The sequence below is a fragment of the Modestobacter muralis genome, from assembly GCF_010682105.1.
Taxonomy (GTDB): Bacteria; Actinomycetota; Actinomycetes; order Mycobacteriales; family Geodermatophilaceae; genus Modestobacter; species Modestobacter muralis.
In genome coordinates this window covers 459,165-475,497 of the sequence record NZ_JAAGWH010000013.1, presented here as the reverse complement: position 1 = coordinate 475,497, position 16,333 = coordinate 459,165, and the positions used below count along the sequence as shown (strand labels likewise).

15 protein-coding genes are annotated in these 16,333 nt (G+C 73.8%); 8 read left to right on the top strand and 7 right to left on the bottom strand.

Annotated elements, in window-relative coordinates:
• Nucleotides 1-43: 43 nt before the first annotated feature.
• The 5 genes from GCU67_RS06385 to dnaA form a co-directional block, all read right to left on the bottom strand.
• Entirely contained in the window at nucleotides 44-544 is a 501-nt protein-coding gene (locus tag GCU67_RS06385) for a DciA family protein (protein WP_163610203.1), read from the bottom strand.
• Nucleotides 537-1,748 (bottom strand): DNA replication/repair protein RecF, encoded by a 1,212-nt coding sequence (gene recF, locus GCU67_RS06380; RefSeq protein ID WP_338104814.1) that lies wholly within the window; start codon nucleotides 1,746-1,748, stop codon nucleotides 537-539. Before recF ends, GCU67_RS06385 begins: the two co-directional genes overlap by 8 nt.
• A gap of 113 nt (nucleotides 1,749-1,861) precedes the next feature.
• Nucleotides 1,862-2,932 carry a phosphogluconate dehydrogenase (NAD(+)-dependent, decarboxylating) gene (gene gnd / locus GCU67_RS06375; protein ID WP_163610202.1) on the bottom strand — a complete coding sequence of 357 codons (1,071 nt, stop codon included), beginning with the start codon at nucleotides 2,930-2,932 and terminating at the stop codon, nucleotides 1,862-1,864.
• Nucleotides 2,933-3,104: 172 nt separating this feature from the next.
• Complete coding sequence (gene dnaN, locus GCU67_RS06370) at nucleotides 3,105-4,256, bottom strand: DNA polymerase III subunit beta (protein ID WP_163610201.1); 1,152 nt, start codon at nucleotides 4,254-4,256, stop codon at nucleotides 3,105-3,107.
• A 946-nt stretch (nucleotides 4,257-5,202) separates the two neighbouring features.
• Entirely contained in the window at nucleotides 5,203-7,047 is a 1,845-nt protein-coding gene (gene dnaA, locus GCU67_RS06365) for a chromosomal replication initiator protein DnaA (RefSeq protein WP_163610200.1), read from the bottom strand.
• 727 nt (nucleotides 7,048-7,774) lie between these two features.
• On the opposite strand from dnaA, the gene rpmH reads away from it, so the two are divergent.
• From rpmH to GCU67_RS06325, 8 genes are all read left to right on the top strand, one after another.
• Nucleotides 7,775-7,912 carry a 50S ribosomal protein L34 gene (rpmH, locus tag GCU67_RS06360; protein WP_163610199.1) on the top strand — a complete coding sequence of 46 codons (138 nt, stop codon included), beginning with the start codon at nucleotides 7,775-7,777 and terminating at the stop codon, nucleotides 7,910-7,912.
• Nucleotide 7,913: 1 nt separating this feature from the next.
• Nucleotides 7,914-8,303: a ribonuclease P protein component gene (gene rnpA, locus GCU67_RS06355; protein WP_163610198.1), complete on the top strand. Its 390-nt coding sequence runs from the start codon at nucleotides 7,914-7,916 to the stop codon at nucleotides 8,301-8,303.
• Complete coding sequence (yidD, locus tag GCU67_RS22980; RefSeq protein WP_163610197.1) at nucleotides 8,300-8,695, top strand: membrane protein insertion efficiency factor YidD; 396 nt, start codon at nucleotides 8,300-8,302, stop codon at nucleotides 8,693-8,695. The genes rnpA and yidD overlap by 4 nt, the downstream gene beginning before the upstream one ends.
• Nucleotides 8,688-9,836 (top strand): membrane protein insertase YidC, encoded by a 1,149-nt coding sequence (gene yidC / locus GCU67_RS06345; RefSeq protein WP_246214590.1) that lies wholly within the window; start codon nucleotides 8,688-8,690, stop codon nucleotides 9,834-9,836. Before yidD ends, yidC begins: the two co-directional genes overlap by 8 nt.
• Nucleotides 9,837-9,927: 91 nt before the next feature.
• Nucleotides 9,928-10,563, top strand: coding sequence for a Jag family protein (locus GCU67_RS06340; RefSeq protein WP_163610196.1), 636 nt, complete (start codon nucleotides 9,928-9,930; stop codon nucleotides 10,561-10,563).
• A 119-nt stretch (nucleotides 10,564-10,682) separates the two neighbouring features.
• The gene (rsmG, locus tag GCU67_RS06335; RefSeq protein WP_163610385.1) at nucleotides 10,683-11,330 is read left to right on the top strand and encodes a 16S rRNA (guanine(527)-N(7))-methyltransferase RsmG; all 648 of its coding nucleotides are present in this window, start codon (nucleotides 10,683-10,685) and stop codon (nucleotides 11,328-11,330) included.
• Between the two features lie 76 nt (nucleotides 11,331-11,406).
• The gene (locus GCU67_RS06330) at nucleotides 11,407-12,471 is read left to right on the top strand and encodes an AAA family ATPase (protein WP_163610195.1); all 1,065 of its coding nucleotides are present in this window, start codon (nucleotides 11,407-11,409) and stop codon (nucleotides 12,469-12,471) included.
• An 88-nt stretch (nucleotides 12,472-12,559) separates the two neighbouring features.
• Nucleotides 12,560-13,567, top strand: coding sequence for a ParB/RepB/Spo0J family partition protein (locus GCU67_RS06325; RefSeq protein ID WP_163610194.1), 1,008 nt, complete (start codon nucleotides 12,560-12,562; stop codon nucleotides 13,565-13,567).
• Nucleotides 13,568-13,619: 52 nt separating this feature from the next.
• Here GCU67_RS06325 and GCU67_RS06320 read toward each other — a convergent pair whose 3' ends face one another.
• Complete coding sequence (locus GCU67_RS06320; protein WP_246214589.1) at nucleotides 13,620-14,921, bottom strand: aminotransferase-like domain-containing protein; 1,302 nt, start codon at nucleotides 14,919-14,921, stop codon at nucleotides 13,620-13,622.
• 260 nt (nucleotides 14,922-15,181) lie between these two features.
• Nucleotides 15,182-16,309: an N-acetylmuramoyl-L-alanine amidase gene (locus GCU67_RS06315; RefSeq protein ID WP_163610193.1), complete on the bottom strand. Its 1,128-nt coding sequence runs from the start codon at nucleotides 16,307-16,309 to the stop codon at nucleotides 15,182-15,184.
• Nucleotides 16,310-16,333 lie beyond the last annotated feature (24 nt).

The window sequence follows — 16,333 nt, the reverse complement described above, 5'->3', positions numbered from 1 at the left end:
CGTCACTGTCCGTCTGGCTCGCCGGGTCCCCGTTGCGGGCACCTCAGCCGTACGTGTCGCGCGGCCCCCGGCCGCGGACGGTGCGCGGGCCCTTCTTCCAGCTCGGCGCCGTCGGACCCACAACGCGCAGCCTGGTCACGACGTCCCCGCCCACCCCGGCGCGCAGCCGGCCCAGGATGCTCGGGGCCAGCAGCCGCAGCTGGGTGGCCCACGCGGTGGACTCGGCGATGACCAGCAGCTCGCCCTCGCTGAGCGACTCGGGCCGGCAGTGGGCGGCGATGTCGGCCCCCACCAGGGCGTCCCACCGGCCGAAGACGCTGCCGACCTTGGTGCGGGCGGTCCAGTCCTGCTGGCTGATCAGGGAGTCGACCAGCGAGCCCAGGGTCTGGGGGTCGTCGGCGCCGGGACCCGGGCCGGTCCACCGGCGGCGGGGCCCGGCGATCCGCCGCCGGGTGGGCTGCGGCCGGGACGCCGACGCCGCGCGGGCGGCCTCGAGCGCGGCCCGGGCGATGTCGGAGGGGCGTGCCGGTCGTTCCTCAGCCACCGTGGACCTCTCCCGTCTCCTCGTCGTCGGGCGCCGACGCGGCCCCCGGCTCGTCATCGGCAGGCAGCACCGTCGCCCGGCCGTCGGCGACCTGCACCCGGGTGCCGCGCAGCGCTGCCGGGACGTCCTCCGCGACGGCGGCGGTGATCAGGGTCTGCTCGGCGCTGCCGGCGACCTCGGCCAGCGCGGACCGCCGGCCGGCGTCCAGCTCGGCGAAGACGTCGTCGAGGACGAGGATCGGGTCGTCGCCCTCGGCGCGCAGCAGGGCGAAGCAGGCCAGCTTCACCGCGAGGGCGAAGGACCAGGACTCCCCGTGGCTGGCGTAGCCCTTGGCCGGCGCCGGCCCCAGGTGCAGCACCAGGTCGTCGCGGTGCGGTCCGACCAGGGTGATCCCCCGGTCGACCTCCTCCTTGCGGCGCTCGGCGATGCGGTCGCGCAGGGCGGCGGCGAGCTCCTCGGCCCGGGGCAGCGCGCGGTCGGGGTCGGCCGGAGTGCCGTCGCCGGCCAGCGGGACGCTGCTGGTGTAGCCCAGCGCGGCCCGGTCCGCGCCCGGACCGGCGACACCGGCGTAGGCGTCGGTGACGTAGGGGGCGAGGTCGGCGACCAGCTGCAGCCGGGCCTCCAGCAGCTGCCCGCCGAGCCCGGTGAGGTGACCGTCCCAGACCTCGAGGGTGGCCAGGGCGTCGCCACGGGCGAGCTTCGCCGTCTTCAGCAGGGCGTTGCGCTGCTTGAGCACCCGGTCGTAGTCGCTGCGCACGCCGGCCAGCCGGGGCGTGCGGCTGACCAGCAGGTCGTCGAGGAACCGGCGGCGCTCGGCCGGGTCGCCGCGCACCAGCGCGAGGTCCTCGGGGGCGAACAGCACGGTCCGGACCAGGCCGAGCACGTCGCGGGGGCGGGTCAGCGGGGCGCGGTTGACCCGCACCCGGTTGGCCCGGCCGGGGTTGATCTCGACCTCGACGAGCAGCTCGCGGTCGTCCTTGCGCAGCGCCGCCCGGACGACGGCCTGCGTGGCACCGTGCCGCACGAGGGGGGCGTCGGCGGAGACCCGGTGGCTGCCCAGCGTGGCCAGGTAGCCGACCGCCTCGACCAGGTTCGTCTTGCCCTGCCCGTTGCGGCCGACGAGCACCGTGGGCCCGGGGGTCAGCGCCAGGTCGGCCAGTTCCCAGCTGCGGAACTGGCCGACCTGCAGGTGCCGGAGGTACACGGTTCAGACCTCCGACGACATGGTGCAACGGCCCCCGTGCGGAGCACGGGTCAGGCCCCCTCGCAGGGTCCCGCCACGAGCGTGCGAGTGGTGGGGGGCGAGGGGGTCCTTCATCAGGCGGGCTTCTCGGCCGCCCCGGTGTCGATGGAGCGCACCGCGTGGCCACCGAACTGGTTGCGCAGCGCGGCGACGGCCTTCATCGTCGGGGAGTCGTCCTGGCGCGAGGAGAACCGGGCGAACAGCGAGGCGGAGATCGCCGGCATGGGGACGGCGTTGTCGATCGCGGCCTCGACGGTCCAGCGGCCCTCGCCGGAGTCCTCGGCGTAGCCGGTGATCCGCTCGAGCTCGGGGTCCTCCTGCAGCGCGCGGACCAGCAGGTCCAGCAGCCACGAGCGGATGACGGTGCCCTGCGTCCAGGAGCCGATGACACCCGGCACGTCCTCGATCAGGTCGACCTTCTCCAGCAGCTCGTAGCCCTCGCCGTAGGCCTGCATCATCGCGTACTCGATGCCGTTGTGGACCATCTTGGCGAAGTGACCGGCACCCACGGGGCCGGCGTGCACGAAGCCCGCGCCCGCGTCCACCGGCGCACCCTCGGCGGCCTCGGCCGGCGGCTTGAGGGCGTCGAAGACCGGCTGGACCTTCGCGACGTCCTCGGCGCTGCCGCCGACCATCAGCGCGTAGCCGTTCTGCAGGCCCCAGACACCACCGGAGACGCCGGCGTCGACGTAGCCGATGCCCTTCTCCGCCAGCTCGTCGGCGTGGATCTTGTCGTCGGTGTACTTCGAGTTGCCACCGTCGACGACGACGTCGCCCGGGGACAGCAGCTCGCCGAGCTCACGCACGGTGGCCCGGGTCGGGTCACCGGCGGGGACCATCACCCAGACCACGCGCGGTGCCTGCAGCGCGTCGACGAGCCCCTGCAGGCTGTCGACGTCGCGCGCACCCGGCGCCCGGTCGTACCCGACGACCTCGTGGCCGGCGCGACGCACGCGCTCGGCCATGTTGCCGCCCATCTTGCCCAGCCCGATCATGCCCAGCTGCACGCCGGTCCTCCTCGTACTCGATGTCTGTCTCGGCCCGCGGGATGCCGCGGTCGGTCCCTCGGTCGTCGTCCTGCGTGTCCAGGAGCCCTCGCCACGCTGCGGGGTCCGGTGCCGCCGGCCCGCAGGGCCGGGGCTCACCGGCGCCCATCGTGCTCGCCCGGTGCCCCGGACGCGCGCCGGGGTCCCCGGACGCGCGGGGGGACCCCGTCCTCCTCATCCCTCGCGAGCTCGGGACGAGCCTCGGTCACCGGCCTCGCTGCAGGGTCCCGCGCCGCGCGGAGCGTGGCGTGGGGGGCAGCGAGGTCCTTCATCAGCCGGGCAGGCGCACCGGCATGATCAGGTAGCGGTAGCTGCCGGGCCGCTCCGCCGGACGGTCGTCGTCACCCGTCGACTCGTCGACGCCGGAGAGGACCGCGGGCTTGAGTGCGGTGGTGAAGTCCATCCGGGCGCGGGGGGTGTGCACGGCGGCGAGCCCGTCGAGCAGGAACGTCGGGTTGAAGCCGATGGTCAGCGGGTCGCCGTCGAACACGACGTCGCAGCGCTCCTCGGCCTGGCCCTCGTCGTCGGTGCCGCCGGCCTTCAGCGTCACCTGGCCGGGCGTGAACTCGCAGCGCAGCGGGGTGCCGCGCTCGGCGACCAGGGCGACGCGCTTGGCGGCGTCGGTGAACAGCCCGACCGGCAGCTCGGCGAACGAGGACGACTCGTTGGGCATGATCGCGCGGTACTTGACGAACTCGGCGTCGAGCAGCCGGGTGGTCGTCTGCCGGTCCTTGCCCGACATGCCCAGGATGCCCTCGCCCGAGCCGCCGGAGGACAGCGAGAGCACGACCTCCGGCCCACTGGTCAGCGTCTTGGCGGCGTCGGCCAGCGTGCGGGCGGGCACCAGGACGGCGGCGGACAGACCCGGGGTCTCCGGGCGCCAGGCAAACTCGCGGACCGCGAGCCGGTAGCGGTCGGTGGCGGCGAGGGTCACCACGTCGCCCTCGATCTCCAGCCGGACGCCGGTGAGCATCGGCAGGGTGTCGTCGCGCCCGGCGGCCACCGCGACCTGGCTGACGGCCTCGGCGAAGGCGTCGCTGTCGACCACGCCGGCGGCCGAGGGCATCGACGGCAGCGAGGGGTAGTCCTCGACCGGCAGCGTCGGCAGGCTGAAGCGCGCGTTGCCACAGATGATCGACAGCCGGGCGCCCTCGGCGACGACGTCGACCGGGTGCGGCGGCAGGGCCCGGGTGATCTCGGCGAGCAGCCGGCCGGGCACCAGGGTGCGGCCGTCCTCGGTGGACTGGACGTCGATCTCGGCGCGGGCGGAGACCTCGTAGTCGAAGCCGGAGACCGAGAGCTGGCTGCCCTGGACCTCCAGCATGATCCCGGCCAGCACCGGCACCGACGGCCGCGGCGGCAGGCTGCGTGCCGTCCATGCCACGGCCTCGGCGAGCACCTCGCGTGCCACCCGGAACTTCATCTCGTGATCCACCCCTTGCTGGTGTGCCGTGCCGGTCTGCGCTGGGTCCTGCGGCGCGGTGTGCGGCGCCATCCTCTCCCGAGCGACCCCCTGCTTGACCAGTCCCCCGGTCCCGGAGTCCCTGGGCACTGCCTCTCGGCCCTGGTGGAGCGTGCTCTTGCCCTGCTGCCGGGCAGCGGGCGGAGCCCTGCCCGGCACTCCCCAGCCTGAATGTGGTTCGAGAACTCCTCGGCAGATATAGCTCATCTTCGTCATCACACGTGTGGATGTTGGGGAACGAGGCCCTTTGCGCAGGTCAACCGTGGTTTCGCCCTGTTGGCCCGCTGTGGGCTCAGGGGCCCTTGCCTGTGTCGACACGTGGACAACTCGACAGTTCTGCACCGTCGTCGGCGCCTCTCCACCGCGTCTCCCCTGGTCACCCGCAGGTCCGTCCCCATCCCCAGGGGAAGCACGGGTTGTCCACCGACCGCAGGAGTCGACATGTGGACTCCCGGGGGACATCACGGGGACGACGGGTGACGGCCTGACCTGCGCGGACGGGGTGGGGGCCTGATCGCTCCACATCGGCGACCGCTCTCCCCAACCTGTGTACAGATCTGGGGACAAGGCGACACGGGACGTCGGTGAGCGCCCGTCCGCGGGTCCGGAGGACCCCCTCGTGCACCACGCAGACCGGTGAACGTGCAGGTCGAGCGCGGGATCGGGGGTGTGGACGAGCCGCGCGGCCCCGCCGGCGCGGTCTGCCCCCAGCCTGTGTCGACAGCTGGGGAGGGCGGTCCGGAGGGCCGGATGTCGACAGCCGGTGACCGTTCGACGTCATGGGGAGAGCGTCGACGGCCCCTGTGGGCGGTCGTCCGGGCCGGTCGCCTGTGGGCAACCGGGGTCGGGGGCGGGGGGACGTCGGACGTCGTCCCCCCGCCGGCCGGGGCGGGCTCCGGCCGTCCCGCTACTGGCGGGCGCGGCTCTTGATGCGCGCGGTGAGCTCGGTGACCTGGGTGTAGGTCGCCCGGCGCTCGCTCATCAGGCCGGTGATCTTCTTGACCGCGTGCATGACCGTGGTGTGGTCCTTGCCGCCGAACGAGGCACCGATGCGGGGCAGCGACAGCTCGGTCAGCTCGCGGCACAGGTACATGGCGATCTGCCGGGCGTTGACCAGGGTGCGGCTGCGGTTGGCGCCCTGCAGCTCCTCCATGGTCACCGAGAAGTACTCGGCGGTCGCGGCCATGATGATCGCCGCGGTGATCTGCGGGCCCTGCTCGTCGCTGATGAGGTCCTTGAGCACCAGCTCGGCCAGCGCGAGGTCGACCGGCTGCTTGTTCAGGCTGGCGAACGCGGTGACCCGGATCAGCGCGCCCTCGAGCTCGCGGATGTTGGTCTGCACCTTGCTGGCGATGAACTCCAGCACCGCGTCGGGGGCCTGCAGCCGCTCGCCCCACGCCTTCTTGCGCAGGATCGCGATCCGCGTCTCCAGGTCCGGCGCCTGGACGTCGGTGATCAGGCCCCACTCGAAGCGGGTGCGGAGCCGGTCCTCCAGCGTCGTCAGCTTCTTCGGCGCCCGGTCGGAGGTGATCACGATCTGCTTGCTGGCGTTGTGCAGCGTGTTGAAGGTGTGGAAGAACTCCTCCTGCGTCCGCTCGGCCCGCTCCAGGAACTGGATGTCGTCGATCAGCAGGAAGTCGATGTCGCGGTAGCGGCGGCGGAAGTCCTCGGCCCGGCCGGAGTGCACCAGGTTGATGAACTCGTTGGTGAACTCCTCGGTGCTGACGTAGCGCACCCGCACGTTGGGGAACATCCGGGCGGCGTAGTGCCCGATGGCGTGCAGCAGGTGCGTCTTGCCCAGCCCGGAGTCGCCGTAGATGAACAGCGGGTTGTAGGCCCGCGCCGGCGCCTCGGCCACGGCGACCGCCGCGGCGTGGGCGAACCGGTTGCTGTTGCCGATGACGAAGCTGTCGAACACGTACTTGGCGTTGAGGCCCGGGTCCAGACCGCCCGGACGCCGGTCGGCGAACAGCGGGACGGCGCCACCGCCCCGGGCCGAGCGGTCGGCGGGCCGGCGGTCGTCGGTGCCGGACTGGCGGTCCCCGCGGTCGTCGGACTCCCGGTCCCAGGGGGCCAGCCGGGCCTGGACGCCGACGCCGGCACCGCTGTCGTCACCCGCGGCCTCCCGGGGGGTCTCCTCGGCCACCGATCCCCGGGACCAGTCGCGGCCGTCCCCGGACTCCGGCAGCCAGGCCTCGGCCCGGACGGCGTCGGTGCGCACCCCGAAGGCGCTGCGCCCGTCGTCGACCCGGTCGCGGTCGGCCCGGTCCTCCGCGGCCCGGTCGGAGGCAGCCCGCTCCCGGGCGGCGAGCTCGGCGGAGGCACGGTCGTGGGCGATGCGGTCCTGGGCGAGCTGGTCCTGGGCCATCCGCTCGTCGGCCGACCAGTCCGAGGACTGGCCGAGCGGGGCGAGGCGCTCGCGGTCGGCCGGGGCCCAGCGCCGGTCCTCCTGGCCGCGGGCGGGCGCAGCCGCCTCGGGAGCCTGGGTGGCCGGCACGTCCTCCAGCTGCACCGCGACGCGGATGGCGCGGCCGAACTCGGCCGAGAGCGCCTCGGCGAGCTGGATCCGCATCCGGGACTCCAGCACGGTCTGGGTGAACTCGTTGGGTGCGGCGAGCACGGCGGTGTCCTCGACCAGGCCCAGCGGCCGGGTGAGGTTGAGCAGCGCGTTCTGCTGCGGGGACAGGCTGGTCGCCAGACGCTCGCGGATCTGGTCCCAGACCGTCGCCAGGTCGACCGTGGAGTCGGCCATCGACTGTGTCCCTCCTCGTGCTCCGGGTGCTGCGCCCCGGTCCCGCCGGGTGCATCCGTCCACAGGGGACGGACGACGCTCGGTGGACGGCTGGGTCCCCCGTCCACTCCCCAGGTGTGGACACCCGGGAGGGCGTCGTCCACATGAGTGTCCACAGTCTGTGCACGCCCGGCGACACAGGTGCCGGTGTCGGTGGTGCCGACGGCCGGATCCTGTGTCATCGCTGGTCAGCGCAGTGGACGAGTGGTCAGGGAGTGAGCTGGGGACCGGTCGGGCGACGGCGTGGGCATACGGACCGACGACCATTCGTCCAACACGGGGCGACGGCGACGCTAACAGCCTCATCCACAGCCCGGCAACGAGCCGCGCACGGCTCCCGGCGCCCGGGCACCCGCGCGGACGCGTCCGTCGTCCCCAGGTGGAGGGACGACCGTGCGCCACCGCCCCGACGGCGGCGCAGCACCGGGCGGGACGGCGGTGCACCGCGGGGAGCCGGGGCGACCGCCCAGGCGCTGCCGGTTCTCGGCTATGCTGGTCGGAGTCTGTGCGCAGGACCCGCCGTACCCGCTCGACCGGGGTGCGGCCCGGGGCCCGCGTGCAGCAGACCAGCCCCGGGGTGCCGGGCGCCGGTCGCGGGCCCACGGGCCGGCGGCCTGCCCGTCCCCCGCGCGTGCGCTGCCCGTCCGGGTCCGCGCCGCACCGACGTCGTCAGCAGTAGGAGTCCCTCGTGAGCAAGCGCACCTTCCAGCCGAACACCCGCCGCCGGGCCAAGACCCACGGCTTCCGGCTGCGCATGCGCACCCGGGCCGGCCGTGCCATCCTCGCCGCCCGCCGTGGCAAGGGTCGCGACAAGCTCTCCGCCTGAGGTGCTGCCCGCGCAGGCACGCCTGCGCCGGCGGCCGGACTTCACCGCGGTCGTGCGGTCCGGCCGTCGTGCCGGGCGCCCGACCCTGGTGCTGCACTACCTCTCCGAACGGCCCGTCGCCACGGCCGGGCGTCCCCTGGACGTCCCGGTCGGGCCGCGGGCCGGTTTCGTCGTCGGCAAGACGGTGGGCAACTCCGTCTGCCGGCACCGGGTGACCCGGCAGCTGCGCCACCTCGTCGCGGCAGAGCTCGACCGGCTCCCGGCCACCGCCGACCTCGTCGTCCGCGCCCGTCCCGAAGCGGCCGACGCCGGCTCGGCAGTCCTCGCGCGCGACCTGGACGCCGGTCTCGACCGGCTGCTGGGCAGCCGGCCGCGGGCCGCACGGCCGTGACCGCCGCCCACGCCCTGCTGGCCGCAGTGCGCTTCTACCAGCGTGCGATCAGCCCGGCGTTCCCGCCGCGCTGCCGCTTCGAGCCCAGCTGCAGTGCTTACGCCGCCGAGGCCCTCGAGGTGCACGGTGCGGCCCGGGGCAGCTGGCTCGCCGTGAAGCGGCTGGCCAAGTGCGCTCCCTGGCACCCCGGCGGTCTCGACCTGGTGCCCCCACGACCTGCCCGGTCCGAGGCCGATGGAACCGACGGGGAGGGCCACTCGTCGTCCACCTCGGCGCAGTCGTCGGCACCTCCCGCGGCACCTGCTCCACCGGCTCGGGGCGCACGCCGCTCCGGCCGAGCCACCCCGCCGGCTCCCCGCCGGTCCGCGCAGCAGGAGGCTGGCGTTGCTTGACTGGATGTACACCGCGATCGCCTGGGTGATGAAGACGTGGCACTCCGCGTTCTCCACCTTCCTGGACCCGGCGAGCGGGTGGACCTGGGCGCTGTCCATCGTCTTCCTGGTCATCACCATCCGCGTGCTGCTGTTCCGCCTGTTCGTCAAGCAGGTCAAGTCCCAGCGTGCGATGCAGGAGATCCAGCCGGAGATGGCCAAGCTGCGCAAGCAGTACGGCAGTGACCGGCAGGGCTTGAGCCAGGCGATGATGGCGCTGCAGAAGGAGCGCGGGGTCAACCCGCTGGCCGGCTGCCTGCCGCTGCTCCCGCAGATCCCGGTCTTCATCGCGCTGTTCCACGTGCTGCGCCGGCTCGCCCCGGGCAAGGACGGGCTCTACAGCTGGGACGACCAGCTCACCGACCAGGCCGCCAGCGCCAAGCTGCTCGGTGCGCCGATCTCGGCCTCGTTCAACATGGACGGCGCCAAGGAACAGGCCATCCTGGGCCTGACCGGTGGCAGCTACAGCAACATCCGCATCGTCGCGATGGTGTTGATCGTGGTCATGTGCTTCACGACCTTCTTCACGCAGAAGCAGATCCAGAAGCGCTCCGGCCCGGTCGAGGGCCAGGCGGCGATGGTGCAGAAGCTGCTGCTCTACGGCATGCCGATCAGCCTCTTCGTCTCCGGCTTCTTCTTCCCCATCGGCGTGCTCCTCTACTGGTTCACCAACAACCTGTGGACGTTGGGCCAGCAGTTCTACATCCTCAAGGCGCTGCCGATGCCGGGTTCCCCGGACGCGCTCGCCAAGGCCGCCGCCGACAAGCCGGCCATCGACCCGAAGACGCTGGCCCCCAAGCCCGGCGCCAAGCCGGTCCGCCCCAAGGCCGTCAAGCCGACCACCGTGGCCCCCACCTCGACCGTGGACGCGGACGGCTCGGTCGTCGACCCCGCGCCGGTCGAGGGTGACGTCGTCATCCCGGCACCGGACGCCGTCGGCACCGGCTCGTCCGCGACCGGCGCGACCGCCGCCGGCGCCACCGCGGCCGGCTCGGCCGCCGGACGCCCGTCCGCGAGCGCCAACCGACCGCGGACCGGCGCCTCGGGCAGCCGTTCCGCGGCCGGCCCGGCCAACCGCGGAAAGCGCAGCAAGCGCCGCTGACCGGCCGGGGCACCCGGGCCACCACCCGTCGCGTGCCCGGCTCTCGACCACCGGGTCCGCCCGGCCGCCTGCACCACACGGAGGACCAGACATGAGTGCACCCCAGAGCGACACCGCGACCACCGCCGAGGCGACCTCGGACGCGGTGCTGACCCCGGTCGGCGGGTCCGGTGACCCGGCGCTGCCCGACGCCGACGCCGCGTCGGTCGACGCCCTGGTCGAGCCCGTCGACATCGACGAGGACGACGAGGACGACGACACCGGCGAGGGCCTGCTCGTCCGTGAGGGCGACGTGGCCGGCGACTACCTCGAGCGGTTGCTGGACATCCTGGACGTCGACGGCGACATCGACCTGGACGTCGAGGGCGACCGGGCCTCGGTGGCGGTCGTGGGCGGCGAGCTCAAGACGCTGATCGGGCCCGACGGCGCGACGCTGGAGGCGCTGCAGGAGCTGACCCGGCTCGCGGTCGCCCAGTCCACCGGTGTCCGCAGCCGGCTGATGCTCGACATCGGCGGCTTCCGGGCCAAGCGGCGGGCCGACCTGACCTCGCTGGCCTCGGCCGCGGCGGAGCGGGTCGGGCAGAGCGGTGCGCCCGAGCGCCTGGCGCCGATGAACCCCTTCGAGCGCAAGGTCGTCCACGACGTCATCGCCGGTGCGGCCGGGGTGCGCAGCGAGTCGGAGGGCGAGGAGCCCAACCGCCGCGTCGTGGTCCTGCCCGACCGGTGAGCGGCCAGGCGAGCGGGCCGGCGCCGCGGCGAGCCGGTGTGCACGCCGGGGGTGACCGCGTGATCGGTGCGGACACCGCTGCTGACCTGCAGGAAGATCCGGCCGATCAGGTTCCGGAGATGCCCGCGGTGGCTGCGACGGTGTTCGGTGCGGCCACCGACGCGGCGGTCCGGTACGTGGCCATGCTGGCCGGGGACGGCGTCACCCGCGGGCTCATCGGGCCACGGGAGGTCCCGCGCCTGTGGGACCGGCACCTGCTCAACAGCGCCGCGCTGGCCGAGGCCGTGCCGGCAGGTGCCCGGGTGGTCGACGTCGGCAGCGGTGCCGGGCTGCCCGGCATCCCGCTGGGGCTGGCCCGGCCGGACCTGACGCTGACCCTGGTGGAGCCGATGGCACGCCGGGTCGAGTTCCTCACCGACGTGGTGACCGCCCTCGGCGCCCCCTGGCGGATCGTCCGCGGCCGCGCCGAGGAGCGCTCCGTCGTCCGCGCCGTCGGGCCGGTCGACGTCGTCACCGCGCGGGCGGTCGCGCCGCTGCCCCGGCTCGTGGGCTGGTGCAAGGGACTGCTGGTGCCCGGCGCGCAGCTGATCGCCCTGGTGGGCGAGCGGGCCGCCGCCGAGGTGCCCGGGCTGGTCCCCGAGCTCGAGGCCGCCGGGATGCGAGACGTCCACACCCGCGCGGTCGGTGGAGAGCTGGGCTCGGCAGCCACTACCGTGGTGGTCATGACCCGTGGTGGTCCCGCCCGGACTGCACGCAGGCCTGGGTGAGCTCGTTTCACGTGGAACGCGCACCATCGACACATCGACGTTCCACGTGGAACACGGTGGTGAGGAGGACGCACCGATGACTGACCCCGGTGAGCGGCTGCGCTCCAGTCTCGCCGCCGACCAGGCCGTCGGTCCGGACTTCGACAGCCCGATCGCCATGGAGGCCATGCGGGCCACCCGGGTGCTGCACGCGGCCGACCAGGACCCGTTCCCGGCGCCCGGCCGCATCCGCGTCGTCACGATCGCCAACCAGAAGGGCGGCGTCGGCAAGACGACGTCCACGGTGAACCTCGGGGTCGCGCTCGCGTTCTACGGGCTGCGCACGCTGGTCATCGACCTGGACCCGCAGGGGAACACCAGCACCGCCCTCGGGGTCGCGCACACCATCGGCACGCCCTCGATCTACGACGCGCTCGTCGGGGACAACACCCTGGCCGAGGTCACCCACCCGACCACGGCCAGCCCGAACCTGTTCTGCGTGCCGGCGACGATCGACCTGGCCGGCGCGGAGATCGAGCTGGTCTCCGTCGTCGCCCGTGAGCACCGGCTCCGCCGGGCCATCGAGACGTACCTGCACGAGCTGCCCGCCACCGAGCGTCCGCACTACGTGCTCATCGACTGCCCGCCGTCGCTGGGTCTGCTCACCCTCAACGCGCTGGTGGCCGGCGACGAGGTGCTCATCCCCATCCAGTGCGAGTACTACGCGCTGGAGGGCCTGGGTCAGCTGCTCTCCAACATCGACCTGGTGCGCCAGCACCTCAACCCGGGCATCGCGGTGAGCACCATCCTGCTCACCATGTACGACGGGCGCACCAAGCTCGCCGACCAGGTGGCCGACGAGGTGCGCAACCACTTCGGCGACCTGGTCCTGAAGTCCGCGATCCCCCGCAACGTCCGGGTCAGCGAGGCGCCGGGCTACGGCCAGTCGGTGCTGACCTACGACCCGGGCTCCCGGGGCTCCACCAGCTACGTGGAGGCGGCCCGCGAGTTCGCCGAGCGTGGCGCGCTGCTGCCTGCGGCCACCGCCCAGCCCACGACGCCTCCTCCCCCGCCGCCGGTCGCCGGCCCGCCCTCGGTGGCGGCCATGGTGCTCGGCGAGCCGGCCACGGCGCCGACGCCCCGCGGGCGGCACGCGACATGAGCCGCCCTGCCGGCACCCCGGGCCCGGTGGGCCCCAGCACCACCCCCGGACCGCGTCAGCGGACCACGGGCCCCAGCGAGGAGGACCAGTGACGAAGCGCGGCGGTCTCGGCCGGGGCCTGGCGGCCCTCATCCCCACCAGCGCACCCGCTCCGACGGCCACCCCGGCTGCCCGCGCCGCGGAGGCGGCGGAGGCCGCGGTCAGCGGTCCGGTGGAGGGTCGTGCGGCGTCGGTGCACGAGCTGCCCGCCCGCGTGCTCGAGGAGGTGGTGGGCGTCCCCGGGGCGCAGCTGCGCGAGCTCCCGGTCGGCGACGTCGTCCCCAACCCCAAGCAGCCGCGTCAGGTCTTCGACGACGAGGCGCTGGAAGAGCTCACCCACTCGGTGCGTGAGTTCGGCCTGCTGCAGCCGATCGTCGTCCGGGAGGGCGTAGGAGGCCAGTACGAGCTGATCATGGGCGAGCGCCGGCTGCGCGCGGCCCGGGCTGCGGGCCTGGAGACGGTCCCGGCCATCGTGCGGGACACCACCGACGACGCGATGCTGCGCGACGCCCTGCTGGAGAACATCCACCGCGTCCAGCTCAACCCGCTGGAGGAGGCGGCCGCCTACCAGCAGCTGCTGGAGGAGTTCGGCGCCACCCACGAGGAGCTGGCCAGCAAGATCGGCCGGAGTCGCTCCCAGGTCACCAACACCATCCGGCTGATGAAGCTGCCGGTGAAGGTCCAGACGCGGGTCGCGGCCGGGATCATCTCCGCCGGTCACGCCCGGGCGCTGCTGGGTCTCCCCCAGGCCGAGGCGCAGGACGCGCTGGCGACCCGGATCGTCGCCGAGGGCATGTCGGTGCGCGCCACCGAGGAGGCCGTCGCGATGGCGGTCGCCGACTCCCCCGCCGCCGCCCGCCGGCAGACGCGCAAGATCAGCGCCCCGGGGGTCGAGGACCTCTCCGGCCGGCTGTCGGACATGTTCGAGACCAAGGTCAAGATCCAGATCGGCCGGGCCAAGGGCCGCATCGTCGTGGAGTTCGGCTCGGTCGACGACCTGCAGCGCATCATCGGGATGATGGCCCCCGACATCACCGGGCGCTCCGACCAGGGCTGACCCCGCCCCACCGACAGTTCCGTCATTGACGCAACTGTCGGTGGGGCGGTCGTCAGATGGCGGGCTCGCCGCCCTCGGCGCCGTTCGCCGGGCCGATCACCGGCGGCGGGTAGACCGACCGGGACGACGGCCGCGGCGTGGAGGTCACGGCCCGGAACGTGCCCGTGTCGACCGAGCCGAACGTCGAGTGCAGGTCCAGCTCCGCCTCGATGACCCGGGCCAGCCGGCGCACGCCCTCCCGGATCTGGTCGGGCTCGGGGTAGCAGTAGGACAGCCGCATGTGCTCCCGGCCCGAGCCGTCGGCGTAGAAGCCGATCCCGGGGACGTAGGCCACGTGTGCGGCGACCGCGCGGGGCTGCATCAGCTTGGCGTCCAGGCCCTCCGGCAGCTTCAGCCACACGTAGAAACCGCCGTCGGGCTTGCTCCAGGTGGTGCCGCGGGGCATCAGCGCCGCCAGCGACTCCAGGGTGGCGTCACGGCGCTCCCGGTACAGCTCGGTGAACACCTTGATCTGCTGCTGCCAGGGCTGGGTGTCCAGGTACCGGGCGACGGCGTACTGGGTCAGCGACGGGGGGCAGAGCACCTGGGCCTCGGTGGCCAGCACCAGCTTCTCCCGGACCGCCAGCGGCGCCAGCACCCAGCCGACCCGCAGGCCCGGGGAGAAGGTCTTGGAGAACGAGCCGAGGTAGATGACCCGCTCGTCGTTGCGGGCTCGGAGCGCGCGCATCGGCTCGTGCTCGAAGCCCAGCAGGCCGTACGGGTTGTCCTCGATGACGAGCAGGTCGTACTGCTCGGCGATCGCCATGACCGCCTCGCGCCGCTCCTCGGAGAGGGTCACGCCGGCGGGGTTGTGGTAGTTGGGCACCGTGTAGAGGAACTTGACCCGGTCGCCGCGGGCCCGGCACTCCAGCAGGGCCTGCTCCAGCGCCTCGGGGATCAGCCCGTCGTCGTCCATCTCGACGTGCCGGACGTGCGCCTGGGCGGCCTGGAACACCCCGAGGGCGCCCACGTAGGACGGTCCCTCGGCCAGGATGGTGTCACCGGGGTCGACGAAGACACGGGTCACCAGGTCCAGCCCCTGCTGGGACCCCACGGTGACCACCACCTCGCTGGGCGAGGCGTCGAGGATGCCCTCGAGTGCCATGACGTCGCAGATCCGCTCGCGCAGCCGCGGGTCGCCCTGCCCGGAGCCGTACTGCAGCGTCTGGGCGCCCATCCCGGAGACGAGCTCACCGATCATGGAGCCGACGACGTCCAGCGGCAGCGCGGTGACGGCGGGCATGCCACCGGCCAACGACACCACCTCCGGCCGGCTCACCACGGAGAACAGGGCCCGGATCTCCGAGCTCTTCATGCCGTGGGTGCGTGCTGCGTACCGGTCTGCCAGCGGGTCCAGCCGCGGATGCCGCGGAGAGACGTGCGAGGGCGCACCCTGTGAGCGCGCCCCGGCCTGACCGGGACCGACCGAGGGGTCGGGCACAGGAGGGGTCACCTGTCGGAGTGTAAGCGGCCCGGCGCGCAGCCGGACCGGTCCGTCCCCCCGGCGTGGCGTCCGGCCCCCTCACAGGGCCCCACCGCGAGCTTGCGAGCGGTGGGGGGCGAGGGGGCCCTTCGTCAGCGCCGGGCGGGCAGGAGGAAGGTGCCGGTCGGGGGGTCGGCGTCGGCGGGGAGGAAGAGCCGCTGCACGGCGGCGACCACCGCCTGGGCGATGGTGCTGCGGGTGCGGGCGTCCAGGAGCAGCAGCCGGTCGACGGGGTGCGAGAGGTAGCCGCAGTCGACGCGGACGGCCGGCATCCGGGTCATCCGCAGGATGTCCCAGGTCTTGGGGTGCGAGCCGCAGTCGAGCAGGCCGGTACGGGCGATGACCTCACGCCGCACCAGGTTCGCGAACTCCTCGCCCACCGTGGAGCTGGCCCCGGACCCGGTGCCGTAGTAGTAGCTGGCCACGCCGCGGGCGTGCGCCGAGCCGTGTGCCTCCATGTGGAGGGACAGGAACAGGTCGGCGCGCGTGTCGTTGGCGAAGGCGGTCCGGTCGCCGGCCGCGGGGTCGCCGTCCCGCCCGCGGGTCAGGTAGACCGTCGCACCGGCAGCGGCCAGTCGGCCCTCGATCCGGGAGGCGAGGTCGAAGACCAGGTCGGCCTCGGTGGTCTCCCCCGCGGTGAACCCGGTGTCCGCGCCACCGTGACCGGGGTCGATGACGATGACCCGGCCGATGAGGTGCGAGCCGGACTCGACCATCGACGCGCTCTGCCGCAGCAGCTGGGGCCGTCCGCCGGTGACCCGGCGCCCCAGCTGCTTGAGGGCGCGCAGCGTGGCCGGCCCACAGGTGCCGTCGGCGGTCAGGCCGTAGTCGCGCTGGAAGGTGCGCAGCCCCGACTCGGTCTCGGCGCCCAGGATGCCGTCGGCGCGGCCGGCGTCGTAGCCCAGCTCGAGCAGCAGCTCCTGCAGCCGGCGGACGTCGTCGCCGCGTACGGGCCGCTCCGGGTCGTACCGCAGGAGGCGGTCACCGAGGGACCAGCGGGCCTCGTGCAGGGCGCGGTAGGTCTCGTCGCCCACCCGCCCGTCGACGGAGAGCCCGCGGACCTGCTGGAAGTGCCGGACGGCGAGCTCGGTCGCCGGGTCGTACTCGGCGGTGGGGCCGGCGGGCTGGGTGGGGTCGCCGTCGAGCAGCTCGAGGGACCGGAGGACCGCCTGCACCTCGGCCACCGCGGGGCCGGTGCTGCCGGGTCGCAGGACGTCCATGCGGCGCTCGTCGCTCCTCTACGG

Excerpts from the sequence above, each read along its gene's own strand:
- dnaA (WP_163610200.1), bottom strand. The coding sequence starts at position 7,047 with ATGGCCGACTCCACGGTCGACCTGGCGACGGTCTGGGACCAGATCCGC.
- GCU67_RS06320 (WP_246214589.1), bottom strand. The coding sequence starts at position 14,921 with ATGAAGAGCTCGGAGATCCGGGCCCTGTTCTCCGTGGTGAGCCGGCCG.
- rsmG (WP_163610385.1), top strand. The coding sequence starts at position 10,683 with ATGCCCGCGGTGGCTGCGACGGTGTTCGGTGCGGCCACCGACGCGGCG.
- GCU67_RS06340 (WP_163610196.1), top strand. The coding sequence starts at position 9,928 with ATGAGTGCACCCCAGAGCGACACCGCGACCACCGCCGAGGCGACCTCG.
- GCU67_RS06315 (WP_163610193.1), bottom strand. The coding sequence starts at position 16,309 with ATGGACGTCCTGCGACCCGGCAGCACCGGCCCCGCGGTGGCCGAGGTG.
- GCU67_RS06330 (WP_163610195.1), top strand. The coding sequence starts at position 11,407 with ATGACTGACCCCGGTGAGCGGCTGCGCTCCAGTCTCGCCGCCGACCAG.
- dnaN (WP_163610201.1), bottom strand. The coding sequence starts at position 4,256 with ATGAAGTTCCGGGTGGCACGCGAGGTGCTCGCCGAGGCCGTGGCATGG.